General features: G+C 43.3%; 25 protein-coding genes. 10 read left to right on the top strand and 15 right to left on the bottom strand.

Annotation, left to right across the window (positions count from 1 at the left end; translation table 11 throughout):
* Window positions 1–128 precede the first annotated feature (128 nt).
* From B2746_RS22640 to B2746_RS22630, 3 genes are read left to right on the top strand one after another with little or no spacing between them, the layout of a single operon-like run.
* The gene (locus B2746_RS22640; RefSeq protein WP_290799410.1) at window positions 129–1148 is read left to right on the top strand and encodes a homocysteine S-methyltransferase family protein; all 1020 of its coding nucleotides are present in this window, start codon (window positions 129–131) and stop codon (window positions 1146–1148) included.
* On the top strand, window positions 1145–3829 hold the full coding sequence (gene metH / locus B2746_RS22635; RefSeq protein WP_290799408.1) for a methionine synthase: 2685 nt from the start codon (window positions 1145–1147) through the stop codon (window positions 3827–3829). The genes B2746_RS22640 and metH overlap by 4 nt, the downstream gene beginning before the upstream one ends.
* 27 nt (window positions 3830–3856) lie before the next feature.
* On the top strand, window positions 3857–4186 hold the full coding sequence (locus tag B2746_RS22630; RefSeq protein WP_290799406.1) for a DMT family transporter: 330 nt from the start codon (window positions 3857–3859) through the stop codon (window positions 4184–4186).
* Here the strand turns inward: B2746_RS22630 and B2746_RS22625 are convergent.
* Window positions 4178–4942 (bottom strand): type II CAAX prenyl endopeptidase Rce1 family protein, encoded by a 765-nt coding sequence (locus tag B2746_RS22625; RefSeq protein WP_290799404.1) that lies wholly within the window; start codon window positions 4940–4942, stop codon window positions 4178–4180. The genes B2746_RS22630 and B2746_RS22625 overlap by 9 nt on opposite strands.
* A gap of 1 nt (window position 4943) precedes the next feature.
* Entirely contained in the window at window positions 4944–5675 is a 732-nt protein-coding gene (locus B2746_RS22620; protein ID WP_290799402.1) for a TIGR00730 family Rossman fold protein, read from the bottom strand.
* A 49-nt stretch (window positions 5676–5724) separates the two neighbouring features.
* Here B2746_RS22620 and B2746_RS22615 point away from each other — a divergent pair, with 49 nt between their 5' ends.
* The 4 genes from B2746_RS22615 (at window position 5725) to B2746_RS22600 (ending at window position 7454) form a co-directional block, all read left to right on the top strand.
* Entirely contained in the window at window positions 5725–6492 is a 768-nt protein-coding gene (locus tag B2746_RS22615; protein ID WP_290799400.1) for an exodeoxyribonuclease III, read from the top strand.
* Between the two features lie 4 nt (window positions 6493–6496).
* Window positions 6497–6808 (top strand): DUF4286 family protein, encoded by a 312-nt coding sequence (locus tag B2746_RS22610; RefSeq protein WP_290799398.1) that lies wholly within the window; start codon window positions 6497–6499, stop codon window positions 6806–6808.
* 135 nt (window positions 6809–6943) lie between these two features.
* Window positions 6944–7231 (top strand): HU family DNA-binding protein, encoded by a 288-nt coding sequence (locus B2746_RS22605; protein ID WP_290711378.1) that lies wholly within the window; start codon window positions 6944–6946, stop codon window positions 7229–7231.
* Window positions 7232–7334: 103 nt separating this feature from the next.
* Window positions 7335–7454, top strand: coding sequence for a 30S ribosomal protein THX (locus tag B2746_RS22600; protein WP_234866755.1), 120 nt, complete (start codon window positions 7335–7337; stop codon window positions 7452–7454).
* Window positions 7455–7556: 102 nt separating this feature from the next.
* On the opposite strand, the gene pdxH is transcribed toward B2746_RS22600, so the two are convergent.
* The 3 genes from pdxH to pyrH all read right to left on the bottom strand — a co-directional run bounded on the left by pdxH (window position 7557) and on the right by pyrH (window position 10243).
* Entirely contained in the window at window positions 7557–8201 is a 645-nt protein-coding gene (gene pdxH, locus B2746_RS22595; protein ID WP_290799395.1) for a pyridoxamine 5'-phosphate oxidase, read from the bottom strand.
* 63 nt (window positions 8202–8264) lie between these two features.
* Complete coding sequence (locus B2746_RS22590) at window positions 8265–9329, bottom strand: hypothetical protein (protein WP_290799393.1); 1065 nt, start codon at window positions 9327–9329, stop codon at window positions 8265–8267.
* 188 nt (window positions 9330–9517) lie between these two features.
* Complete coding sequence (gene pyrH / locus B2746_RS22585) at window positions 9518–10243, bottom strand: UMP kinase (RefSeq protein WP_290799392.1); 726 nt, start codon at window positions 10241–10243, stop codon at window positions 9518–9520.
* A 52-nt stretch (window positions 10244–10295) separates the two neighbouring features.
* Between pyrH and B2746_RS22580 the strand changes: the two genes are divergently transcribed.
* Window positions 10296–11111, top strand: coding sequence for an ABC transporter ATP-binding protein (locus tag B2746_RS22580; protein WP_290799389.1), 816 nt, complete (start codon window positions 10296–10298; stop codon window positions 11109–11111).
* Window positions 11104–12798 (top strand): hypothetical protein, encoded by a 1695-nt coding sequence (locus B2746_RS22575; protein ID WP_290799387.1) that lies wholly within the window; start codon window positions 11104–11106, stop codon window positions 12796–12798. Before B2746_RS22580 ends, B2746_RS22575 begins: the two co-directional genes overlap by 8 nt.
* A 154-nt stretch (window positions 12799–12952) precedes the next feature.
* Here B2746_RS22575 and tsf read toward each other — a convergent pair whose 3' ends face one another.
* The 4 genes from tsf to rplM all read right to left on the bottom strand — a co-directional run bounded on the left by tsf (window position 12953) and on the right by rplM (window position 15680).
* Window positions 12953–13789, bottom strand: coding sequence for a translation elongation factor Ts (gene tsf, locus B2746_RS22570; protein WP_290799385.1), 837 nt, complete (start codon window positions 13787–13789; stop codon window positions 12953–12955).
* Window positions 13790–13913: 124 nt separating this feature from the next.
* Window positions 13914–14774 (bottom strand): 30S ribosomal protein S2, encoded by an 861-nt coding sequence (gene rpsB, locus B2746_RS22565; RefSeq protein WP_290799383.1) that lies wholly within the window; start codon window positions 14772–14774, stop codon window positions 13914–13916.
* A 42-nt stretch (window positions 14775–14816) separates the two neighbouring features.
* On the bottom strand, window positions 14817–15206 hold the full coding sequence (gene rpsI, locus B2746_RS22560; protein WP_290799382.1) for a 30S ribosomal protein S9: 390 nt from the start codon (window positions 15204–15206) through the stop codon (window positions 14817–14819).
* A 30-nt stretch (window positions 15207–15236) separates the two neighbouring features.
* The gene (gene rplM / locus B2746_RS22555; protein WP_290799380.1) at window positions 15237–15680 is read right to left on the bottom strand and encodes a 50S ribosomal protein L13; all 444 of its coding nucleotides are present in this window, start codon (window positions 15678–15680) and stop codon (window positions 15237–15239) included.
* A 174-nt stretch (window positions 15681–15854) separates the two neighbouring features.
* On the opposite strand from rplM, the gene B2746_RS22550 reads away from it, so the two are divergent.
* Window positions 15855–16466, top strand: a complete 612-nt coding sequence (locus B2746_RS22550) for a hydrolase (protein ID WP_290799378.1) — start codon at window positions 15855–15857, stop codon at window positions 16464–16466.
* A gap of 38 nt (window positions 16467–16504) precedes the next feature.
* Here B2746_RS22550 and B2746_RS22545 read toward each other — a convergent pair whose 3' ends face one another.
* The 6 genes from B2746_RS22545 to B2746_RS22520 form a co-directional block, all read right to left on the bottom strand.
* Window positions 16505–17653, bottom strand: coding sequence for a SusE domain-containing protein (locus B2746_RS22545; RefSeq protein ID WP_290799376.1), 1149 nt, complete (start codon window positions 17651–17653; stop codon window positions 16505–16507).
* A 27-nt stretch (window positions 17654–17680) separates the two neighbouring features.
* Entirely contained in the window at window positions 17681–18505 is an 825-nt protein-coding gene (locus B2746_RS22540) for a SusE domain-containing protein (protein WP_290799374.1), read from the bottom strand.
* A 21-nt stretch (window positions 18506–18526) separates the two neighbouring features.
* A complete protein-coding gene (locus B2746_RS22535) occupies window positions 18527–20128 on the bottom strand; it encodes a RagB/SusD family nutrient uptake outer membrane protein (protein WP_290799372.1) in 1602 nt (533 codons plus the stop codon).
* An 18-nt stretch (window positions 20129–20146) separates the two neighbouring features.
* Window positions 20147–23113 carry a SusC/RagA family TonB-linked outer membrane protein gene (locus B2746_RS22530; protein ID WP_290799370.1) on the bottom strand — a complete coding sequence of 989 codons (2967 nt, stop codon included), beginning with the start codon at window positions 23111–23113 and terminating at the stop codon, window positions 20147–20149.
* A gap of 238 nt (window positions 23114–23351) precedes the next feature.
* Window positions 23352–24056, bottom strand: coding sequence for an NUDIX hydrolase (locus B2746_RS22525; RefSeq protein WP_290799368.1), 705 nt, complete (start codon window positions 24054–24056; stop codon window positions 23352–23354).
* 10 nt (window positions 24057–24066) lie between these two features.
* Window positions 24067–26964: an alpha-amylase family glycosyl hydrolase gene (locus B2746_RS22520; RefSeq protein WP_290799366.1), complete on the bottom strand. Its 2898-nt coding sequence runs from the start codon at window positions 26962–26964 to the stop codon at window positions 24067–24069.
* Between the last annotated feature and the right edge of the window lie 20 nt (window positions 26965–26984).

Genomic DNA, 26984 nt, shown 5'->3' with positions numbered 1-26984 from the left:
GACCTGGCAACGCCAACAGCGATTAACTGAACTAATAAACGCCGTCCGAAACTCACCCCTTCTGTTTCCCCCGCGTTTATAGTGTAGTTACTATGTTGGTACCATTTATCAACCAGATACTTGTGACCATGAAAGACATACGCAGCGCCCTTCAAAAAAGAATCCTGATCATTGACGGAGCCATGGGTACCATGATTCAGCGGCATCGCCTGACCGAAGAAGATTATCGTGGACAACGATTTAAAGACTGGCCATCCGATCTCAAAGGAAACAATGACCTGCTTTGCCTAACCCAACCCGACATTATCGAAGGCATTCATCGTGAATACCTGGATGCAGGTGCAGATATCATTGAAACCAACACGTTTAATTCCCAAAAGGTAAGTCTGGCTGATTATAATATGGAAGCACTTGCCTATGAAATCAACCTGGCTGCGGCTCAAATTGCCCGCAAAGTAGCCGATGATTTTACCAGCAAAGACCCATCCAAACCCAGATTTGTTGCCGGTGCAATTGGCCCGCTAAATAAAACGCTCAGCCTCTCACCCGATGTCAATAATCCCGGTTTCCGCGGATTGCTTTGGGATGAAGCTGTAGAGGCCTATTACGAACAGATCAGCGGACTGGTGGATGGCGGCATTGACCTGATCCTGATCGAAACCATTTTCGATACCCTCAATGCCAAGGCAGCCATCTTTGCCGTGAAAAAATATTTTCAGGATAAACATAAACCGGAACTGCCGATCATGATCAGTGGTACCATTACGGATGCATCCGGAAGGACCTTATCGGGACAAACACTGGAAGCTTTTTATATCTCGGTTATGCATGCCAAACCGCTGAGTGTGGGATTGAATTGTGCCCTGGGTGCTGCCGATATGCGCAGCCATATTGAAGAGCTGAGTCAGATCGCCTCCTGTTATACATCGGCTTATCCAAATGCCGGCTTGCCGAATGCCATGGGCGAGTATGATGAACAGCCGGAAGAAACTGCGAATTTCCTGGAAGACTGGGCCAGGGAAGGATTCGTGAATATTGTGGGCGGATGTTGCGGCACAACTCCCGACCATATCCGTCACATCGCAGAGCACGTAAAGAAATTTCAACCCCGTCCCTTACCAACCATCGCAACCGCCATTGAAGCATGAGTACTATTTTACCTTTTCTACGTTTGGCCGGACTGGAACCGCTGGTGGTTCGCCCGGAAACCAATTTCCTCAACATCGGTGAACGCACCAATGTAACCGGATCAAAAAAATTCGCGCGACTTATCCGCGAAAATCACTACGAAGAAGCTTTATCTGTTGCCCGTCAACAGGTAGAAAACGGCGCCCAGATTCTGGATGTAAACATGGATGATGCGCTGCTGGATGGCGTGCAGGCCATGACCAAATTCCTCAACCTGCTGCAGAGCGAACCGGATATTGCTCGTATCCCGATCATGATCGATTCTTCCAAGTTTGAAATCATTGAAGCCGGATTGAAATGCGTGCAGGGAAAGTGTATTGTGAACTCCATCTCCATGAAAGAAGGAGAAGAAAAATTCAAACACGAAGCCAATATCTGCAAACTCTTTGGTGCTGCCGTTGTGGTAATGGCATTTGATGAAAAAGGGCAGGCCGATACCCTGCAACGCAGGGTTGATATCTGTACCCGTGCCTATGATATACTGGTGGATGAAGTTGGCTTTGATCCGCAGGACATCATCTTCGATCCAAACATATTTGCCGTTGCAACCGGATTGGAAGAACATAACAATTATGCAGTTGATTTCATTGAAGCCACCCGCATCATCAAACAACGCATGCCACTTGCCAAAATCAGTGGCGGAGTAAGTAATTTGTCTTTTTCTTTCCGCGGCAATGACCATGTTCGGGAAGCCATGCACAGTGTGTTTCTATATTTTGCCATCAAGGCGGGTATGGACATGGGAATCGTAAATGCCGGACAATTGGTTGTATACGATGAAATTGAACCGGAGTTGAGGCTTTTATGCGAAGACGTTATTTTCAACCGGAATAATGACAATAACGAAGCAACTGAAAAACTGATCAATTTTGCTGAGTCTGTTAAAGCCAAGGGTAAGATAAATGTAAAGGATGAAAGCTGGAGAAATGAAACAGTTGAAGCAAGGCTTACGCATTCACTTATCAATGGAATAACCGATTATATCGATATCGATACGGAGGAAGCGAGACAAAAATATCCCCGTCCGCTGGATGTTATTGAAGGTCCGCTTATGGATGGCATGAATGTGGTGGGTGATTTATTCGGTGCAGGAAAAATGTTTTTGCCACAAGTAGTAAAAAGTGCACGAGTAATGAAGAAAAGTGTGGCCTGGCTTACGCCCTTCATTGAAGAGGAAAAAAGAAACAATCCGCTTGCGCGCCAGGGTTCAGCAGCGAAAGTATTACTCGCTACTGTAAAGGGAGATGTGCATGATATTGGTAAAAATATCGTGGGCGTTGTATTAGGCTGTAATGGCTATGATATTATAGATCTTGGTGTAATGGTACCGGCGGACAAAATCCTGGAAACGGCGGTTAAAGAAAAAGTTGATATAATTGGATTAAGCGGATTGATTACACCATCGCTGGACGAGATGGTTCATGTGGCCCATGAAATGAAACGCCGGAATATGCAGCAGCCGCTGCTTATTGGTGGAGCAACCACCAGTCGTATGCATACTGCTGTAAAAATTGCACCACAGTATGATAACGGTGTGGTACATGTGCTGGATGCATCAAGAAGTGTAACGGTTGCCAGCTCGCTGTTAAGCAATGAGCAGAAAACAAAATTCCTTTCCGATACAGTAACAGAGTACAATCAGCTAAGAGAAGATTTTGAAAAGAAAAAAACATTCAAAGCGTATTTGTCTTTTCAGGACGCATCGGCCAATAAAGTGGCAATTGACTGGGCGGTATATAAACCGGTAACACCGCAATTTACCGGAACCAAAGTTTTGCAACAGGTACCCTTAAACGAATTGGTACCATTTATAGACTGGGGTCCTTTCTTTATTGCCTGGGAATTAGGCGGGCGCTTTCCACAGTTACTGGAAGATGAAGTAATTGGAAAAGAAGCCACCAAATTATATAAGGATGCGCTTGATTTATTGCAAAAGATAATAGAAGAGAAATGGCTTACGGCAAGAGCAGTAGTAGGTTTCTGGCCAGCGAATTCAACCGGAAACAGTATACAGTTAAAAACTGAAAAGGATATTTTGCAATTGGAATGTTTACGGCAGCAGATTAAAAAAGCACCCGGACAACCCAACTTTTCTCTGGCAGATTTTGTGGCACCAGTTGAAAGCGGGCTGACAGATTATATGGGTGCCTTTTCAGTTACGATTGAGGGAATCGAACCCTATATTCAACAGTTCCAGGAGAATCACGACGATTATAATAAAATCATGTTGCAGGCACTGGCCGACCGGTTGGCAGAAGCGTTGGCAGAATGGCTGCATGCAAAAACCAGAACAGACTGGTGGGGTTATGCCAAAGAAGAACAGCTCTCCAATGAAGAACTGATCAAAGAAAAATATGTGGGTATTCGTCCGGCACCGGGTTACCCGGCCTGTCCGGATCATACAGAAAAATACAAGCTCTTCCATTTGCTGGGAGGAGAACAAACCACCGGCATTACACTCACTGAATCCCTGGCGATGTATCCGGCAGCATCGGTATGTGGCTGGTATTTTGCACATCCGCAAAGTCAGTATTTTGGAGTGGGGAAAATTAAGGAAGATCAACTGGAAGATTATACAAAACGCAAAGGCTTATCATTGGAAGAAATAACAAGATGGCTGCGTCCAATTCTGGAAGATTGATACATTTGCAGTTTAACTCAAAGTGGTATGAACTGGATATTACTAATCATTGCCGGCTTATTTGAAGTTGGTTTTGCTACCTGTCTGGGAAAAGCGAAAGAAACAACCGGTATAACCTCAACCTGGTGGATGATTGGCTTTTTCATATGCCTGTCCATCAGTATGTTTTTGTTGTATAAAGCAACACAAAGTCTGCCTATTGGAACTGCCTATGCTGTATGGACAGGAATAGGTGCAGTAGGTACCGTATTGGTTGGCATTCTTTATTTCAGAGAGCCGGCAGATTTCTGGCGTTTGTTTTTTCTATGCACATTGATAGCATCTATAGTTGGATTGAAATTTGTGACCTCACACTAAACCAAGTTCATACAATTCAATCAGACAGGTAGTGGCATTGAAACAAAAATGAATTACCACGCCATACCAGAGTGTATTCATACGTTGACGTAACCAGCCTAAAAAAAGCGCAAAGGGCAGCAGCCAGATAAAGGATATCAGGCTCATGTGAATAATAGCAAATAACAGGGCCGTAATAACCACGGCCTGACGGCCATGCATAATTTTCAGCAATCCCGCCTGAATTATACCACGATATGCAAGTTCTTCGGAAAAAGCCGGGATGAATGCAATCATCAGAAACATAGTCGCTATCGGAAAAGGAAGATGCCTAAAAGAAGAATAATAATAAAGTTCCCGCTCAAATATTTTTTCATTGATCCATTTCACTCCATAATTAACGAGTATGGCCGCACAGATTGCCAGTAAAATTAACAAAATCAATCGCCACCAGGCGAAATTATTCCAGCGCAGTAATGGTTTTATTTCATTCCAAAGCTGGTAGGCAAAAAACAGCCCGCAGGAAAGAAGAAATCCATCCACCAATACGAGTCCGGTTATTGTTTCACCTGCGGGTGGCCAGAAATTAAAGAGCAGACAAACAAACAGATTGATGCTGAAAAAAATAACCACCATCAATCGATATCGTTCATACGCGCCTTCCCATTCTTCAGACGGCATGCTGGGTTCACCGCACTGGGGACAGATTACGTCGTCGGGATTGAGAGAAACACCACATGCACTGCATTGATTAGCGGAATCGAGTTCTTCAGTCATATTATTTTTTTTCAAACAACCACCACCATCTTTTCCTTGGTTTTTTTGCGTAGTTGGTATTGATATATTTATTGATATGCTCCATGGCTTCATCCATATCATCTGTTAATAAAACCAGGTCAAGATCATGTTCGCCAATGGTTTTTTGTTCCTTCATGTATTGCAGGTATTCCATCAATGGCTGATAAAAAGCTTTTCCTATAAGTACAATCGGAAACTGAATAATGGTTTTTGTTTGAACCAGGGTGAGTGTTTCAAAAAATTCATCCATAGTTCCCACTCCTCCTGGCATAATTATAAATGCATAGGAATATTTAACCAGCAATACTTTGCGAACAAAAAAATGCTCAAAGGTGATGGATTTATTCAGGTAGGGGTTTGCCTGTTGCTCAAATGGGAGTTGAATATTACAACCCACTGAATAACCACCCACTTCAAATGCACCCCGGTTGGCTGCTTCCATAACGCCGGGCCCACCACCGGTCATGGTGGTAAAACCAAGTCCGGCTATGCGTTTACCACATTCGCGTGCCAGCGTATAATAGGGATGATCTTCCTGAAACCGGGCTGATCCGAATACTGTAATGCAGGGGCCAACAAAGTGAAGGGTCCGGAATCCTTTCAGGAATTGCCAGAAAACTTTCAGAGCAAACCGAAATTCATAACTGCGTGGCTTGGGGCCATCCAGATAAAACAGTTCTTTTGGAGGAATTATAGGTTGTTGAGGCGCCATTTTAATAAATTTGAACAATCGGAAACCAATTTAATAAATGAAACGGGTTATGCGAATAATATCTTACAATGTAAATGGAATAAGAGCTGCGATGAATAAAGGCCTCGTAGACTGGCTAAAAACGGATCCGGCTGATATTATCTGTTTGCAGGAAACCAAGGCACATAAAGAAAATGTTAATCATGCTGCCATAACGGAGCTGGGTTATCATGATTTTTGGTATTCAGCAGAGAAAAAAGGATATAGCGGGGTTGCTATTTTTACAAAGATTAAACCGGATCGGGTTCAAATGGGAAATGGTTATATGCAAAGTGATGCGGAGGGTCGTGTAATCCGTGCAGATTTTGGAGATATCACCCTCATCAATGCATATTTCCCTTCCGGTACATCCGGCGATGAAAGGCAGGAATATAAATATCAGTGGCTCGATGAATTTTTCGGTTATACGGAACTGTTAAGAAAAGAACGCCCTAAGTTAATAGTATGTGGCGACTGGAATATTGCGCATAAAGAAATTGATATCCATGATCCGAAAGGAAATAAAAAATCATCCGGATTTCTGCCGGAAGAAAGGGAATGGATGGATAAATTTTATGCAGCAGGATGGGTGGATAGTTTCAGAAAATTTCATCAGGAGCCGCATCGCTACAGCTGGTGGAGCCAGCGTTTCCCGAGTGTACGGCTGAATAATAAAGGCTGGAGAATTGATTATATCAATGTTACAGAGGAGTTGGACAAACAATTACTTGATGCAGAAATTTATCCGGATGTTAAACACAGCGATCATTGTCCCGTTTATTTAAAACTAAAGCCATGATGCCATGTTTATATACAATGTAACAATACAGGTTACCTGGGCAATTCATGAACAATGGCTGGAGTGGATGACAACCATTCATATGCCTGAAGTGGTAGCTACCGGCTGCTTTAGCTCAAGCCGGCTGCTGCGTCTTGTGGAGGTAGATGAAACAGAAGGGCCAACTTTTGCAGCTCAATATACGGCAGCATCCAAATCATTGTACAATCAGTACATCAGCCAGTATGCAGAGGGATTAAGAAAAAAAAGTTTTGATCAGTGGGGTGATCAGTTTATTGCATTTCGATCAGTAATGCAGCAGGTTTTTCCTACGTAAAAGCACGCATGTGTATTTCCTGTGCATATCTGGAATCCAGCCTAGATGCGGGTTCCAGATAGATCGGATAGTGGAAATAAAACCTGAAAAAAAAATTAATGGAAGTAAAAACCGTCTATATTTGTTCTGCTTAAAATTCTAAAATTTCCCACTATGAACAAAGCTGAATTAATCGCAAAACTCGCCGACGACGCAGAAATTACCAAGACCCAGGCCAATGCTGCGCTGGATTCTTTTATTGAAGCTGTTACCAAAACGCTGAAAGGTGGTGGTAAGGTTACGCTGGTTGGTTTCGGAACCTTCTCTGTTAGCAAAAGAGCTGCCCGTAATGGCCGTAACCCTCAGACCGGCGCAGTTATCAAGATTAAGGCTAAAAAAGTTGCCCGCTTTAAGGCTGGTAAAGAACTGTCCTCTAAATTATAATCGGCAGCATCTCCAGCAGATGCAGGATGCCGGTCGAAAGGGAATGGGTTTTACCTGTTCCCTTTCCATTTTTTGCTTACCTTCGCCGTCTAAATTTTTTATTATGGGTAGAGGTGATAAAAAAACCAAGAAAGGTAAAATCTTCAAAGGTTCATTCGGTAAGAGCCGTCCAGCTCGTCCGGCACAGGCTAAAAAAGCTGCTGCTGCTGAGAAAAAAGCGTAATCAATAGATGTCAGACAGGTGTTAGAGAGGTGTCAGACAGGTGTAAGGATAGTGTTCTAACATGTGTCTGACGTATGTTCTAACTGGTGTCTGACGTCTTTATTAAGGTGCCAGGCGTTCAATCTTCCAACCGCCGGCATCATCCATGCTATATTGAATCCGGTCGTGTAAACGGCTGGGTCTGCCCTGCCAGAATTCCATGATCAGGGGTTGGACACGATATCCACCCCAATGCAAGGGACGGGGAATTTCTTTTCCTTCAAAAGCTGCGGTTAATTCTTTTTCTTTTTCTTCCAGTTGAATACGATTTTCAATTATCTGGCTCTGAGGAGATGCCCAGGCTCCTATTCGGCTGCTTTCAGGCCGGCTTTGAAAATAGGTATCGCTTTCTTCGTTGGAAACTTTATGAGTCAGTCCGGTTATGCGCACCTGACGCTCCAGTTCTTTCCAGAAAAACACGAGGCAGGCTCTCGGGTTTTCTTCCAGTTGCTGCCCTTTAAAGCTGTTATAGTTGGTGAAGAACACAAACCCGTTTTGATCATATCCCTTTAGTAATACGATGCGGGCAGAAGGCAGTCCGTCTGCAGATGCGGTAGCCAGCGTCATGGCATTCACTTCATCAATTTCACTTTTTGTTGCTTCCTGCCACCAGGTATTGAATTGTGCAAGTGGATTTGCAGCAACATCCGCTTCATTAAGTGTGTGCTGTTTGTAGTCTTTTCGGATGGCGGCAATGGAATGGGACATAAAGAAATTTGGCAGCAAAGTTATACACCCTGCTGCCAACTTCCATGTTGTTTTTGCTATTTATCAGATCGCCGGATCTTCTTTATCTGTTGATCCGGATAATTGCGTTGCTTTGGCCAGCAATTGCTCAATTTCAGCAATACGACGCATTTGGCTGTGCAGTTTGTTATGCTGTTCAGCTACCTGTTGCAAATCCTGGTTCAGCTCTTCCAGATAGCTGGCTTTTTTCTGCAGTTGCTGCCGCTGGAAATTTGTTTCGCGAAACTTGTCTTCCACTTCTGCGAGGGATCGGGTGAGTCGCTGATTTTCTTCCAGCAGGTGCAGGTATTTCAGTTTGAATTCATCCAGTTCCTTGGTAACTTTAAAGTAGGAGTCCTGCAGTTCAGCATAACTGGTTCCTTCTTTCTGTGAATGCGAAACATGTGATTCCAGTTTATGCATTTTTTCCAGCAGACTGTTGTAATCGGCATACACTTTTTCCAGTCGCTGCTGCATTTCATCACCCAGTCTGTTTTGCTGACGGAGGCCGCGGATTTCCTGTTCTTTCTCCACCAATACCACCCGCATTTCACCAATTTGCCGGTTCAGTGATTCATTGCTTTGCGTAAGCTCCTGGTGTTTTAATTCCATTGCTTTGAGCTGGTCAATTTGTCCGAGTAACTGCTGGATATGCTGATTGTATTGCTGTACGTGCTGCTGGGTTTCTCTCAACTGACCCAGGTAATCAAGATGCGATTCTTCTTTGGGAGCCGCAGCTAAGGATAAAGTAGCCTGTGTTTCCAATAATTCTTCCCGTTCTGCCCGTAAGGATTCAATTTCAAGGGAAAGAAACTCTTCATTCTCCTTTACTTTATTGAGTTCATGCTGGTAGCGGGCGAGATCCTGCTGTTGTTTTACGATTCTTTTTTCCAGTTCCTCGGTATCATTAAAATACTTCAGCTTCCATTCATCTGCTTCCTGCAAAGCAGACCCGGAGCCGTTTTCGCCCATTTGCAGTTTGGTATTTTTGCGGGAAGTTATAAACAGGTGAATAGCGAAACCAAGTGCGATGGCACCAAGCGAGAAAATGATTATTTCAGCTATTCCCACGGTAATGTCGGTTACCAATAAATTCAAAAGCGTCCTCATAATGGTCGGAGTTTTCGGGGTACATCCAAATTCGTGGGCTTCCAAAGGATTTTGAGACGCGGGATTAAAAAACCACCCTTTATAAGGTGGTTTTTCAGTATGCAAAATAGCAAGGATAACCGAATTATGCAAGCCGGTAGCGGCTTTCGAGTAAAACTACGCAATTCCACTTAGATGAGTAGGTCTGCTTAGCCTTTCACCAGGGTTCCAACACCTTCTCCCATTACCACCCGCATCAGGTTTCCCGGTTTATTCATATCAAATACAATGATTGGCAGGTTGTTTTCCATACAAAGAGTAAAGGCCGTCATGTCCATCACTTTAAGATTTTTGCTAATGCACTCTTTAAACGTGATCGATTCAAACTTGGTGGCACTGGGATCCTTTTCCGGATCAGCAGTATAAATTCCATCAACCCGGGTGCCTTTCAGGATGACATCCGCTTTGATTTCAATAGCTCTGAGTGAACCGGCGGTGTCTGTGGTGAAATAGGGGTTTCCGGTACCGGCTCCAAAAATCACTACCCGATGTTTTTCCAGGTGACGGATAGCACGGCGCCGGATATAGGGTTCTGCGATCTGTTCCATTTTAATGGCGCTTTGAAGGCGTGTGTAGAGCCCTTCTTTTTCCAGTCCGGCCTGCAGTGCCATTCCGTTAATGACCGTAGCCAGCATTCCCATATAATCACCATGGGCGCGTTCGATGCCGGTTTCGGCTTCGTTCATACCGCGATAGATATTTCCGCCACCTATTACAAGGGCAACTTCAACTCCGGCTGCTGCAACCGCTTTCACTTCTTTCGCATACTGGGTGATGATTGCAGAATTCAGAGGCTCATAGCCACTGGTTCCACCTTCGCCCATCAGGGCCTCGCCCGATAGTTTTAACAGGATTCTTTTGTACTTGGGTTGCATGTGCGCTGTTTTTACAGTGTGGTGCAAAGAAAGGAATTTTTATCTTTCCGAAATGATGCAAGCGGACAATGATTCAACGAAACCGGTGATTGAGCTCATCGGATTAAATAAATCCTACGGAACCAGACAGGTTTTGTGTGATATTAATCTGTCCATTTATGCGGGACAGGTAATCGGATATATTGGACCGAATGGGGCGGGAAAAAGTACGACCGTAAAAATTTTATGCGGATTGATTTCCGATTTTGAAGGGACGGTTTTAGTGAATGGAGTTAATATTCAGCAGGATCCGGTGGCGGTGAAAAAAATGATTGGTTATGTTCCTGAGCTGGCCGATTTGTATGAAGTATTAACACCGCTTGAGTTTCTTGAATTAATGGCGGGATTGTATCAACTCGACCCGGCAGTAAGCAAACTGCGCATCTTAAAAATGTTGCAGGCATTCGGACTGGGCGGAAATCTGGATCAGCGGATGGATACCTTCAGTAAAGGAATGCGGCAGAAAGTTTTGTTGATATCCGGCCTGATTCATAATCCCTCCATTATTATTCTGGATGAACCATTAAGTGGACTTGATGCCAACAGTGTGATCATTGTAAAAGAGCTAATAAACAAACTGGCGAAAGAAGGGAAAACAATATTTTATTGCAGCCATATGATGGATGTGGTTGAAAAAGTGAGTGATCGGATTGTGCTGATCAACCAGGGTAGTATTCTGGCTGATGGAAGTTTTGAATCCTTACAGGAGATGATGGGAAAGGGAAGCCTGGAAAGTATTTTTGCACAACTAACATCAACGGATAATCTTCGTGACACAGCTTCGGAAATAATGGATGCATTCCGGCAGGAAGGGGGGATTCATGAATAAAATAAGTGCTTTCTTTTTTTGGCTGGCTTTATTGCCAGGTTCCCTGTACAGACGCATGGGTGTGGATCTGGTTCAGTTATCGCTGATTCTCCGCTACAAGCTGATAATGGATGATCGGAGACCCAATACCTTTCAGCAAACACAGGTGAATAGAAAGAAAGAAGGGATTAGTCGTGCTACCTATGGTACCATGCTTATTGCTTTATTAATGGGGCTGCTTAACCTGGTTGCATTTGCAATGGGTGCTGATGAATTGACTTATTTCACCATCTATTTCTCGCTGTTTTTATTTTTATTATCATCTACCCTTATAAGTGATTTTACAGCGGTATTGATAGATGTGCGCGATACGGTTATTTTATTACCAAAACCCGTTCATGATCGCACGTTTTTACTGGCAAGAATCCTGCATATAATGGTGCATATGTTTCGGGTGATTGTACCGATGCTGTTACCTGCACTGGTATTTTTAGCAGTTGAATATAACTGGCAGGTGGTGATGCTTTTTTTATTGGCAGCTTTGCTGGCCAGTCTGATGGCAATCTTTTTTATTAATGCGATTTATCTTCTAATTATTCGAATTACAACCCCTGAAAAATTCAAATCATTTATTGCCTGGTTTCAAATCGGATTCATGATCCTTATTTATGGTGCGTATCAGGTGGTTCCGAGGGCCAGTTCCATGGAATCTGTACAGAATTTTTCTGTTCAGGATTATTCGCTGATTGGACTGTTTCCACCTTACTGGTTTGCTTCATCGATTTTTGAAGGCGCGGGGTTGGATGGGGTGCGATCCTGGGGGTGGTTGCTATTGACTGTGGTGATGAGTATTGGAAGTAGTTGGGTGGTGATCCGGTTTCTGGCACCAAGTTTTAATCAAAAACTGGCGATGCTGAGTGGCGGAGAAACTGGTGCGGTTGCTGGTAGTACTGTGGTATCCGGGATGAGTCGGGTGGGATATGCTGATCGGTTGGCGAACTGGTTTACTTTTTCATCTGTTGAGCGGGCAGGCTTTTTATTTACCTGGAAATGGGCCTTGCGAAACCGGGGTTTTCGAATGCGGGTTTATCCGGCGATCGGCTATATTGTTGTTTGGTTTGTAATAAGTATATATCGGAATGTACTTCAGTTGGATGATAATGAACCGGAGTCATCTTCTATTATGTTATCTGCAGCCGGACTATTGGGATTAATATACCTGAGCTGTTTTATTTTCATTAGTGCAATTCAACAAATCAGTCAGGCAGATGAATACAAAGCTTCCTGGATTTTTTACAGTTCTCCGGTTGCTGCGCCTGGACTACTGTTGTCAGGTACGCTCAAAGCATTGTTAGCACAGTTTTTTCTACCGCTGGCTGTGTTGTTACTTGTGTTGGGGATTAGCTGGCAGGGTATGAGTGCAGTACCTAATTTACTATTGGGATTTTCCAATCAGCTGTTGATATCGGGTTTGTTATTATTGGTGAATTACAAAAAGCTACCGGCATCCTTACCAGCAAATAAGGCGGATGCAACAGGTAATTTTTTACGAGGAATGTTGATGTTGTTGTTTAACGGGGGCTTTGGTCTGGTCCATTATTTTATCTATTCTTTTCCCGTGGTGGTTTGGATATCGGTTGTTCTGAGCGGTTTAAGCGTTTGGCTGGTTTACCGCAGGATTGCCCGTGTGAGCTGGTCCGAGCTTTAGGTGTCAGACACCAGTGAGACAGGTATCAGACACATGTCTAAGAACGTTCTAACATCTATCTGACACCTCTCTAACATTGTTCTAACACCTGTCTGACACTTAAAAGGCTGTACGAAACCGTACAGCCTTTGAAAAAGATATTGTAATAGGAAAATTATCCCAGTGCTACTCGCTTGAATTCGGTAACTACCACATCACCGGATTTTTTCAGGTAATCGCCTACACTCAGTGCAGCATCCTTAACAAATGCCTGAGCAGTAAGGGTATTTTCTTTAAAGAAAGCCCCCAGTTTACCAGCAGCGATTTTCTCAATCATTTCGGAAGGTTTGCCTGCCATCTTTGGATCAGCAGCAACCTGATCAGTGATGATTGCTTTTTCACGGGCAACTACATCTGCAGGAACTGCATCTGCATCAATTGCCACTGGATTCATAGCTGCAATCTGCATCGCAACATCTTTACCTGCTTCCACTGCATCTTTGTTCATCCCTACCAGTACACCCATCCGGTTTGCACCGTGAATATAAGAAGCTACATATGCAGCATCCACCCGCTCAAACTTGGAAATACCGATTTTCTCACCAATAGAAGCGAGTTTATCATTTACCAGATCTGCGATTTTCTGGCCATTAATACTTACCTCATTCAGCTCTTCAGCAGTTTTCACATTATTATCGATCGCAGCATCCATGATACTTTGAGCGAAAGCAACGAAATCAGCATTCTTACTCACGAAATCAGTTTCGCAACTAACACAAAGAGCAATACCAGTTTTGTTATCAGCCGTTGTTTTAGCCAATACCACCCCTTCTTTCGCTTCACGATCACTACGCAGTGCAGCAACTTTTGCTCCTTTCTTACGCAGCCAGTCGATTGCAGCTTCAAAATCACCATTGTTCTCTGTCAGAGCTTTCCGACAATCCATCATACCTGCACCAGTTGCCTGACGCAATTTATTGATATCCGCAGCTGTAATTGTTACAGTAGACATTGTATAGAAGTTTAAAATATTTCAGATCTAATAAAGTGAATAAGTCAATTAGTGAACGGGTGAATAAGCCACTGGTAGTATTACCATTCACTTATTCACTCATTCACTTATTGACCAGTATTAATTATCTCGCTCCAGTCCGCTTAGGGCTGTTTGGAACACGACGCTTAGGTGCGTTTGTTCCACGAGTACGGCCACCGCGACCAGCTTCTGCCTGCGCTTCAGCTTCCAGACGTGCAGCACGCTTTTCGTTTTCATCATTGCTGTCTTCCACATCAGAATCTTTCGCTTCCTGTCTTTCAGCAAGACCTTCAGCAATTGCAGCAGTAATGTATTCAACGATGATTGCGATCGACTTGGTTGCGTCATCATTCGCAGGAATCGGGAAATCAACTTTATTCGGATCACAGTTGGTATCCACCATACCGAAGGTTGTTACACCCAGGCGCTTGGCTTCAGCCAGTGCAATATGCTCGTGACCGATATCAATAATGAACAAAGCAGCAGGAACACGTCCCAGTTGAGCGATACCACCCAACACTTTTTCCATTTTCTCTTTATCGCGGGTCAGCGTTAAACGCTCTTTTTTAGTGATATTATCCAAGGTACCATCACCCAGCATTTTTTCGATGCTCTGCATCTTCTTCACGCTCTTACGAACCGTGTTGAAGTTGGTCAGCATACCACCTAACCAACGCTCGGTTACGTAGGGCATGTTTACACGCTGTGCGCACTGCGTAGCGATTTCTTTCGCCTGTTTCTTGGTGCCTACGAACATTACTTTCTTTCCGCTGCGAGCAATCTGCTTAAGGGCAGCTGCTGCTTCCTGCAGACTTTCAGTTGTTTTGTTCAGGTCGATGATATGAATACCTTTCTTCTCAGCGAAGATATAAGGCAACATTTTTGGATTCCACTTCTTCTTCAGGTGACCGAAATGTACACCTGCATCAAGAAGTTGCTGTTGTAAGGATGTATTATTTTCCATCGTAGTCTTTTTAATTTTTGTTTGAAGGTTGAAGCAGACAGATTAACGTTTGCTGAACTGGTAGCTTCTACGGGCTTTCTTACGTCCTGGTTTTTTACGTTCAACACCACGGGGATCGCGGGTTAAGTAACCACCAGCCTTCAGGGTTGGACGGAATTCAGCATTTACCTCGAGCAATGCACGGGCAATACCCAGTTTGGCAGCTTCAGCCTGACCTTTAACACCACCACCGGTAGCATTAATTACGATGTCAAACTTGTCGAGGGCTTCGATTGCCTTCAACGGAGCTTCTACCTGATTTTGCAAGTAAACCAGGGGAAAATATACTTTGTAATCCTTGTTGTTTATAGTGATTTTACCTTCGCCTTTGCTGAGGAACACACGTGTCACAGCTTCCTTACGACGGCCTAATCCGTTTTTTTGCTTTTCCATCTATTCGGAATTTGAGATAATGATTGGTGATTAAAATTTCAGTTCTTTCGGTTGCTGTGCAGTGTGCGGGTGGCTATCACCGGCATATACAAACAACTTCTTGTACATTTTGCGGCCAAGGCGATTTTTCGGCAACATACCTTTTACAGCACGCTCGATAATCACTTCCGGACGACGTTTCAACAGATCTTTTGCAACCTCTTCTTTACGTCCACCTGGATAACCACTGAAATTTTCGTACACTTTCTGATCCAGCTTCTGACCAGTGAACTGAATTTTGTCGGCATTGATAACGACGATGAAATCTCCACAATCAACATGAGGAGTGTAATACGCTTTGTTCTTACCACGAAGTACGGCCGCGATTCTGGCACACATGCGTCCTACGGTTTGATTGGTACCATCTACAACGTACCAGTTACGCTGTACTGTAGCCTCGTTCGCATGCTTGGTGGTGAAATGTAATTTGCTCATTTAAACTTAATTTAGTCCGTTACCGCCATCCCGGTAACTGGAATGATGAAATAATTCGGAGCGCAAAGGTAGGCGGAAGCGATGCATTTTACCAACAAATTTCATCACTAATTTTAATCATGCATTTGTAACCAATTGATTATCAATAAACATTTTTACACTAAATTTTTATAGATGGCAGATTTGAACCTTGGCCGGTCAAGTTTTGGCAATCCGGCACATGCAGATCGGGTACTTTCCGAAGCGGAAGCATTGGCTTTACTTAATGAATGGGTACCAAATGAACGACTTCGCCTGCATATGCTGCAGGTTGGCGCAGTTATGAAATCCTGGGCGTTGGAAAAAGAAGGGTTGCCCGTATCAGAAGCACACAAATGGTGGCTGGCAGGTGTACTACATGATGCGGATTGGGAGAAATATCCTGATCAGCACTGTAGCCGTATAATAGAAGAACTGGAGAACCGACAGGTGGATCCAACCATCATTCGAACCATTGCCTGTCATGGTCCGCGTCATTTTGGTGTGGAGCCGGAAACAACAATGGAGAAAATGATCTATGTGTTTGATGAACTTTCAGGGTTCATTCATGCCGCTGCATTGATCCGTCCCACTCAATACGAAGGGATGGATGTGAAATCAGTACTCAAAAAACTGAAGACTCCCTCCTTCGCCGCTCAGGTAAACCGAGAGGAAATCCAGGATGCCCTCAGCAGGATAGATTTTACGCTGGAAGAAATAATCGGGTTTATCCTTACACATCAGAGAGAGGTATCAGACACATGTTAGAACATTGTCCTAACATGTGTCTGATACCTTTTTGACACCTAAAGTGGAGTTACCAAATAACTGTGGGTTGCAAAATTCACCTTGATTTTGTAAGTGCCGGAATTAACGGGACCAGGTATATTGGAGGCAAGGTTGAACCCCATTACACCACCCTCCCGCAATCCGGGTAATGTATTATTGGCAACAGCATATTTTTTATTCCAGTTACCATTTTCAGGCAATAAAAGATACTCCGAATTCCCATTGAGTTCTAGCGTGAGTTCATACTCTACGGAATTTAACCGGGTAAACTGCTGGCTCGGAACAGGTACCGGATTATTCCATTGTCCCGGAGTAGCATTGCCAACCATAAACAAAGCGGAAGGCAATTCTGCATCCGCAAATGGGGTTACTACAAACTTGCCCGACTGAAAATCCAATTCAATTTTATATAGTCCGGCTGTTGCTGGTCCGGGTATATTGTCATTCAACCCAAATCCAAAATCTCCACCTGCCGATAAGCCACTCAGGCCCTTATTTGCAACAGAATATTTTTGATCCCAAAGTCCGTTCATAGGCAATACCAGGTACTCCCCATTCGCTTTCAAATCAAAAACTCCCGCAAATACTGTTTCTGAAATGCGCGAAAACTCCTGAGTTGGCACCGAAACCGGATTCGTCCAGTCGCCCTGTGTTGCACTACCAACCAAAAACAACCGGCCGCTTTCAGGAAGCGCAACTTTAGGAGGTACTTTGTAAGGTGTCATTCGAATAGGCAAAACATTCGAAAACCGACGCTCATTATTATTCGGATAGGAAGAAATCACCCGCAATTCCATATCATAGGGCGTATTAAATTCAAAGCCTCTGTCCAATAAGAATGTATTGAGTTCTTTGTTGAGATAACTGGTTGATAAAGCCCCTGTCAATACCCGCTGATTTGCTTTAGAAAAATTATTACCAACCTGATCAATTTCAATAACATATTTAAATCCGGCTGTATCAGCTGCATAACCGGGATTGGTCCAATTAACCACCAAGCCCGTTTCCAGCGAATCAGATGGTACCGGAGCTATTGTATTCGCCGAAACAGTAATCGACGGCTCTATTCCGTTTTCATAATATGGAAGATCATCTGCTTTATCGCATCCAATCAGCAGCATTGCACCAAGCAATAGACTGCTTATTAATTTTATTATGTTGTTCATGATTTATTTCTTTAATGGTTACACTACTTACTGCTTGATAACAGTAAATTTTCCCCGTTGAAAATCCACCGTAATTTTATATGTACCAGCAGCAGCCGGACCAGGGAAATCTTCGCCGCTATTGTAAATAAAATCACCGCCCTCAGAAAGCCCTGCAATACTATTTTCCGTAACAGCATATTTTGTCCAGTCACCGTTGGTTGGTAGCAGCAGGTAGTTTCCACCTCCTACCAGGCTTATGGTAAGCTCATACAATGTTTCACTTATTTTTGTGAACTCATTTGTAGCTTCCGGTACCGGATTGTTCCAGCCTGCAGGCGTAGCATTTCCAACGATAAACAACCGTCCGGTTGCCGGAGGTGTGACCTTTGGAGGAATTGCATATGGTGTAGCTTTAAACGAAATATTATTGGAGAACGCAGAAGCAGCCGATGTGCCAATTGAAGCTTTGACCCTGGCTTCCAGACTATGCTCCACACTATTTGCCATCTTCAGTGTATTCAATATAAAATCGTTCAGTTCACGAACCTGGAATGAGCGGGTTAATTCTCTGTTGATACCCAATGATACTTTATCAGTACCAGTAAAATTTGCTCCCGCAGTATCAATTTCAAGAATATAATTTACATCCTGTGAATTGACCCCTGTCGTAAATCTGAATTCAGGATTTGTCCAACTGAATTTTATGGCCTCCTTCAGGGAGTCCGCCGCATTCAATGCCGGCGTTAAGGTACTTGCACTTAACACAGGCACTTCATTTTGTTCCAGATAAATTCTATTTTCTTCTTTCTCACAGGACATTAATGTGCCTAAAAGAATTATAAAAAGAAAAAATATTGATAAGCGTTTCATATCACTAATTTTTTGCTTTGATTAATAACCGGTATTCTGACCAAGATTCGGATTGGCTGTTCGATTCGTAGCAGGAATGGGGAATAGATTATATTTTTCATCAACTGCTGAACCGGATGAAACCCCTCCTTTCCAGGGCCATAAATAGGCACCGGTTGTAAGCTGTCCATAGCGAATCAAATCTGTACGGCGATGACCTTCCCAATACAATTCCCGCGCACGCTCATCCAGAATATTCTGTATAGTTAAATCAGCTGAAATCAACCGTCCCACATCATTCGGACCATAACTCTGTCCATAGGCACGAAAGCGTATCCGGTTCATCTGCGCCAGTGCGGTAGAAAGGTCTCCCCCACCGCCACGCAAATGGGCTTCTGCATAAATCAGAATCATTTCTGACAACCGAAAAACAGGAAAATCGATATCTGCAAACTCTTTATTCACATCACTCACCGGCTGACCATCTGACCGGATATTAACATACTTGCGAACCCATACACCCTGAGCAAAATCACTCAATGCATTAATGGTTCCATTGGCAAGATTGGAAAACATAGCCCGCTGATCCGTATTACCGGATTGATCCGCAAACTTATTGGCCAATGCTGTTGTAGCGCGATAGCCGTACCAGCCACCATTGGTCCCATATTCTGCGAAATTATCACCGGAAGCAGCATGTATAAAAAAGGTGGTATTACCAAAACTCTGCGTTCTCAAACCATCACAATTGATAACATACATAAACTCACTTGCAGCCTTATCATTGTCTGCCATAAATACTTCCCGATAATTCGGATGCAATTCATAGCCGGCATCAATAACTTTTTTAGCATAAGTCAATGCATCTGTATATCGGGGAGTTCCTGTATAAACTTCCGCATTCAGGTATAATCTTGCAAGTAAGGCCCAGGCAGCTCCCTGATCAACCCGACCATATTCAATGGATCTGGCTGCCCCCAATTCCGTCTCAATCGCTTTCAATTCGGTTTCGATGTATGCAAACAAATCCGCTCTTGAAATTTCCCGTGGAAGGGCTGTTCCGATCCGGTCCACTTCAGTAACAAAAGTGGACTTACCAAACAGGTCCAGCATTACCCAATAATTAAAAGCACGAAGGAACCGAACTTCTGCACGGGTGCCGGCAATTTCTGAAGCAGCAGTTCCGGTGATTCCACGTGCTGCTATATTTTCGTCTGTTGCTTCCCGTAAGTACTCATTAGAGATCGTGATATTATAAACCGGACGGGCATACATTCCTAAAATAAATGGATCACCAGCATTCCATCTTAATGCATGAAAATCCTGAATGGTCTGGTCATTCCAGGCAACCACCGCCTCATCTGTCGGTAATTCCTGACAGTTAAAAAATCCACGGATAAACGGTGATTGCGATCCTTCATCCAGTCCCTGGATATCTGATTGTCCAGCCGGACCAGCATTACCTGTTGTAGCCATTCCACCATAAATCTTGGCAAGTACGGCTTTATATCCTTCGGGTGTGGCATAAGCCGTTTGAGGTGTTAAATCGTTGGTTGGAAATAAATCCAGTTTTTTAGCGCAGGAGCCCAACAATGTTGCGCCCAACACCACTATCGCAAATTTTGATTTGATCAAATTTTTCATACTGCAAACAATTGTTGATTAAAAATCGAGGTTCATACCCAATGAGTAAATACGCGGACGAGGATAAATGGTATTATCCACTCCATCATTTGCGAGTTCAGGATCAAGTCCGGAATACTTCGTTATGATGAAAACATTCTGGATACTAACCCCAAGACGCATATTGGCTCTTCCCTGAAATACCTGCCCTACAGTGTAACCGAGGTTTATATTATCCAACCGGAAAAAGGACGCATTCTCAATGTAATGATCCGACAGGTATTGGTTATTAAAGAAGCCGGTATTATAATAACTACGGGTGGTATTCTGTATAAAATTGATCGGGTTCTGTACATTCCGGAAGGCGGCGCGTTCTGAATTCAGGTTATTGTACAGGTAGTTTCCTGTTGTTCCATGGCCTGCCAATCCAACCATAAACCGCTTATAATTGACCTGTGTGTTAATCCCAAAAAGAAAATCAGGTGCACCCTGCTTGTAGAGATATCGATCCGATTGATTGATCGTTCCATCCCGATTGAGATCTTCGTATAATCCTTCAATCGGTTTATTGGTTGCCGGATCATAAATCTGCTTGTAAACAAAATAAGTATAGGGACGATAGCCTACCACATGTTTGGCTATTGTATTACCTGTACCTCCCTGAATGCCGAGCACATCAATTCCGGTAAAGGAGGCATCCTCCTGTTTTAAAAGATTCGTGATTTTTACATCCTGAAACGTCACATTGAATCCAAGATCCCAGGTTAGGTTATTGGTACGAACCGGTACTGTGTTTAATACAAATTCAACTCCTTTGTTTTCAATATTCCCTACGTTAGTTGTCAATTGATTTACAAAGTTCGAACCAGGGGCTACCGGCACGGTACTCAACAGGTCTTCTGTTTTCTTCTGATATACATCGATACTACCTGAGATTCGGTTACCAAAGAACCCAAAGTCCAATCCAATATTCGCAGTGGTGGTAGTTTCCCATTTGATATTGGGATCATAGCCAGCCGGACGTAAATACGAATAAAAGGTATTTCCAAACTGGTATTGTGCGGTTTGTGTACTGGCAGTATATCTTGGCAGATAAGAATAAAAATCACCGATATCCTGTTGCCCGGTAACACCCCAGCTTAAACGAAGTTTTAAATCACTAACTGTATTGCTGCTGCTAAAGAATTCTTCATTCATTCTCCAGGCCAGTGCAACTGCAGGGAAATATCCCACCCTGGTATCAGGAGAAAATTTAGAACTCGCATCCCGACGAATGGAAGCGGTCAACAAGTATTTATTTGCCAGTGTATAGTTTAACCGCCCCAGGTAAGATTCCAGGCGATACCTTGGCTCATCAAATGGAAAATTCGGAGTAGAACCCGGAATCAGTCTTCCATCCTGACCAAAAGCGGAGAAATTATAATTCTTAATGAGGAAATCCTGGTAGCTATGACCCACCAATACATCAAATTTACTATTGATGGAAGTCAGATCTTTTGTATAAAACAAGGAGAAATCAGCGAGCTGGTTGCGTTTCATCTGCTGGTATTGAGATACCCGTCCGTTGGTGCGGAAATTGGTAGCAGAACGTTTATCAAATATATCACGACCTTCTCCTTCATTGTACTCCACCCCCAGGTTTACCAATACATGTAAATCGGGAAGAAAATGAAGTTTGTAATCCGCCTGTACGTTTCCGATAAAACGAAAAACATTGGAGCGATTATCCCTCAGGTTCAGTAAGGAAACCGGATTCCGGGTTGCCAGATTAATCGGTAAATCATCGGATTGCAGCCATTCGTAATAACCACCCCACTCCTGCTTTCCACTGTATACCGGCTGTGTTGGATCAAATGTTACAGCTGCACCAATTGCACCTTCATCCGCAAAACGATTGGAGGTACTTGCTGTTTTCACTGCAACATTTAAAGTCAGATGATCATCAAAAAATTTAGGATTAAGATTAAGCGCCGTAGAAAAGCGATCAAATTCATTTGTTTTTAAGGTTCCTTCCTGATTCAGATAACCCACCGATAAACGGTAAGGCAATTTTTTTCCCAATGAACCGCTTACGTTGAAATTGTTATCGAATCCAATTGCATCCTGAAAGATTTCATCCTGCCAGTTGGTATTGGCTGACCCCAGCAAGTTGAGAAAAGATTCATTGCCTTCTTCCTGAATCAGGTTTCTGATTTCACTTGCAGACAATACATCTACCTGATCTGTTAGCTGACCAAGTGATAATGTAGAATTGAAATTAAATTTTGGCTTTCCGCTGGTGCCTTTTTTTGTAGTAATGATCAACACACCATTGGAAGCGCGGGAACCATACAATGCGGTAGCTGCTGCATCTTTCAATACGTTCATTGATTCGATATCATTCGGATTGATGGTATTCAGAATATTCGCGGAACCACTTACACCACCACCATCGAGGGGAACTCCGTCTACTACAATCAGTGGATCATTACTTGAGTTAAGAGACGCACCACCACGAATCCGGATCCTGCTTCCTCCACCTGCTGACCCCCCACCGGTGGTTACCTGTAAACCTGCCACTTTACCAGTTAGCAATTGCTCCGGTGAGTTGATCACTCCCTTCTGGAATTCTTTGGCTGTTACAGATGTTACAGCACCGGTTAAATCTGATTTTTTTCTGGTTCCATAGGCAACCACAACCACTTCTCCCAATGCAGCATTATCGGGTCCCAATGAAATGTTGAAACTGGAAGCAGCAGTTGAAATTTCCTGACTGGCAAATCCTACGGAGGATATAACCAGCACTCTGGCTGATTCCGAAACGGTAATACTGAATGAACCGTCACTAGCTGTTTGAACTCCGGTACTGGATCCTTTTACCAGTACAGAAGCACCCACAATTGGTGTACCGTCCTTTCTGTCTGTAACCTTTCCGGAGATTGTTTTGGTTTGTGCATGAACGCCCTGCTGCAGTAGTGTAAGAAACAATAACGGCAAGGCAATCTTAAGCAGACGTTTCAATGACATAATCGTGCGTGTTGCGTTTTTTATAATAAAGAAATCGTTAAGCCGGCTTTGTGTACTTTCTACATATTAAAAATGTGTAAAAAGTACACAAACATAGAAATAAAATTTCTAGAATTTAACATTTGTTAAAGATTTTTTTTACGCTGAAACCAAAGACTACACATGATTTCCTGACGCAGGGCATAAACCTGTGTAAATCAATTTATCCAGTCATTAAGAAGGAAAAACAAGTGGCTGCTCAGGAGATTTTTTTTGCTTTTTTGGCAAATTTCGCAGCGTTGAATTTGTATAGTTTACCCGGACGGTGGGGCACATCTTCCTCCAGTTCATTAAGATCCACCAGCCAGTCCATCATGAAGAATTTTTTGCGGAAATTCCGGCGATCCAATTCGCAATTCAAAACTGCTTCATATACACTTTGCAATTCACGAAGAGAGAATTTCTTGGGTAGCAGATTAAATACAACCGGCTGATCATCCACTTTTTCACGCAGTCGATCCAGACAGGTATCAAGAATACTTTTATGGTCAAACGCCATTTCTGCAATGTCTTTTACCGGATGCCAATGCAATTCATTATCCGATAATTTCAACTGATGATCCTTGATATTTACCAGTGAAAAATACGCTGTGGTTATTACCCTTCCGGCAGGGTGGCGATTCACTTTACCAAATGTATGAACCTGTTCGAGGTACACGTCATCCAGTCCGGTTCTTTCCTTCAAAATCCGATAGGAGGCCGAATTGATATCTTCATCGGGCTTCACCAAATCTCCCAATAAAGACCACATGCCCTTATATTCCTTGATATTACATTTAATAACCAAAACCTTCAGTTCTCCATCCTCGAAACCAAAGATTACACAATCCACAGACAACGCTATCCGGAAATAATCCTTATCACTTAATTCTCCAAAATGACTGAACCTCGAAATCTGTTTCATGTTGTTGTTTTTACTGCACCAGCAGTTTTATTATCTTTCGTTTATCATTGACCTGTAATTGCAAAAGATAAATACCTTTTTGCAAACTACCTACGAGCGCCGGATCAAGACGAGTTTGATGTGCGCCTATAGCCCTGTTGCCAACCGGAATAATTCCTATCGACCGGCCATTCATATCCATCAATGTGAACTGAACCTTCCCGGCTTCCGGCAATTCATAACGGATTATTGAACTTACCTGAACCGGATTGGGCATCATCCTCAAACGGAAAATATCCGTTGTTTCTATGTCCCGAACCGGAGTTGGAGGGCTACCATTCAGATTCCTGTTAAGGAAAACCTTGTATCCTCCCGCCGGCAAATTTATGCTTTGTGCGTTACCGGTGGCTGCAAAAGGTTCACCTGTGAATAATTCAAACCAGATACCCGCCTGAGGAAAGGAGATCTGAACCGGAGCCTGATTGGTACCGAAATTTCCAACCACTACAATTTTTGAACTATCACTGGTTAATCGCAGCCACTTAACCGCATTTACCAGATCATGCTGAACTTCACCCGCTATAAACAATCGTTCGAAATATTGATTATTCCGAAGTTCCAACATGGTTTTGTACACATTTCTCAACTGAACCCTGCCGGCATTCTGGTAGTAATTCCATCGAATCGGCTTGGGATCTGTACGGCAATTATTATTAACCGTGCCATCCGGACAGTAATTGATACTTAAATCATAGCCCAACTCTCCAAACTGCCAGATGAGCTTTGGTCCGGGTATAGCCAGTAAAAAACTGGCAGCCAGTTCATTTCTTTTTAGCGCGATGGATTCCTCACGGATATTGTACCCAGCAATACTGGCGCCTTCATTTTTGCATTTAACCATGGAACGTTCTTCATCATGGCTTTCCATATAACTGATCAGGTGTGGCTTTTGCCAGTTACGAACAGTATGAAGTGCCCCACTGAAATTGGAATTGCTGATCTGCCCCTTGGCTGCTTCGGTAAAATTATAATTCATATTTCCCCAAAGCATCATACCATAATTTGACAATTCATTTTCTTCATTATTAGATCCCAGGTGTTCAAGTATTACATAGGAACCGGGAGCTTTCAGCTGAAGCGTATCATAATAGGCTTTCCAGATGGCTACCCTGCTGGCGTCATAGGAACTCCATCCGTTTACATCACAATTGCCCCCCGAATCATCGCAGGTTTTGGTTTGGGTAAAGCCTTTTGACAAATCAAAACGGAAGCCATCCAGCTTGTACTCCTGCAACCAGAAAGAACAAACATCACTGAAGAATTTCTTGGACGCAACTGCTTCATGGTTCATATCATAGCCAACATTAAAAGCATGTTTGGCAACCGGATTAAACCAGGGATTATTGGCCGCCGGACGATTATTGACCGCATCAAAATACAATTGAACCATGGGTGATTGTCCAAATGAATGATTCAATACCATGTCCATGACCACAGCAATTCCGTTTTTATGACACTCATCAATAAACGCTTTCAGTGTATTTTTCGGTCCGTAGTATTTATCGGGAGCGAAATAATAAGAAGGATTATACCCCCAGCTACTATTGCCCTCAAATTCATTAAACGGCATCAGATGCAATGCATTTACACCCAGATTTTTGAAATAACCGATCGAATCTTTAAGGGTTGTCCAGTCATGCTTCTCCACAAAATCACGCAGCAATACTTCATAGATTACCAGCTTCTCTTTTGCCGGCCGTTGGAAACTGGGTACCTGCCAGGTATAACCGGGCGCATTGGTTTGTAACACACTTACTATTCCGGTCGTTTTTCCCGTCGGGTAGGCCTTTAGGTTAGGATAAGTTGCAGCAGAAATAAACGGATCATTCCATGGATCTAGTATTTTTTCACAATAGGGGTCGCCGATTTTTAAAGTGCCATCCACCAGGTATTGATACGCGTATTCCGTACTGGGATTCAATCCCGTTATCCGTAACCAGAAATGATTGCCATCCGGGGTTTTATTCATCTGGTAGGCGAGTGATTCTTCCCAGTTATTGAAATCACCCAATAAATTGACCCTCGTTTTCCCCGGTGCTTTTAATACCAGTGTTGCTGCTATACCCCCGGCTTCATAATTGATGCCTTCCTTCAAACCTGCCGGTAAGGGAGCTTCTGTTGTTGGAAGTGCTACATAAACACGAAATGTATCCGACAGAATGCTTGGATTATCCGGATTGGTAACAATAAAAACATGTTCACCGGCAGAAGGGATGGTGGCCGTAAAATTTATGATCGTATCATTATTTTCAGTAGCCAGCGGGGCTCCATTCCGGGTGATTGCCAGCTTTTGGTAAATCGTGCTCCTTGCTTCAATTTCAATAGTGGAACCAACTGTCAGATTTTGTGGTAGTAAAAATGGTTTGAATCTTGGTTCAAATGCAGGTTTGGTATATCGCACGGCAGCAGTCCCTGCTGGATACACATCCCAATAAATATTGCCCTGATCCACACTCAGATCCGAATTTTTTCCTTCCAACGCATTTCCCGATGGATTATAAGACCGGAAGACCATCGCAATTTTTAGAATTTTCTCTCCCGCCGGTACATTGTAATAGCTTCGAATATTGGGAATAGTAAAGGAATAGGTTGTACCGGAACCTTTTACCATACGCGCGGCAACATCATTGGTATTCCAGGTGGTGGTAACATATTTCCAGTCGCCGCTGTTGGTACTCTTATCCGTTATTACTCCGGTATGGATATAAATATCACCTGAATAATTTAGCAATCCCTGATTGCCTTTGGAGGCATCAAAAATTATATGAACCCCTTTATCATCGGTGGGGAAAAATGGATTTGTGACGATTTGTGCCTGAATCCGGCAAACAGATAACAGCAGCAAGAACAGGTAAGCAGTCTTTCTCATGGCAAAGCAATAATGTGTTA

Source organism: Flavihumibacter sp. UBA7668, assembly GCF_002483205.1.
Lineage (GTDB): Bacteria > Bacteroidota > Bacteroidia > Chitinophagales > Chitinophagaceae > Flavihumibacter.
The sequence above is the reverse complement of the archived record's forward strand: the minus strand, read 5'-3'. Positions and strand labels throughout refer to the sequence as shown.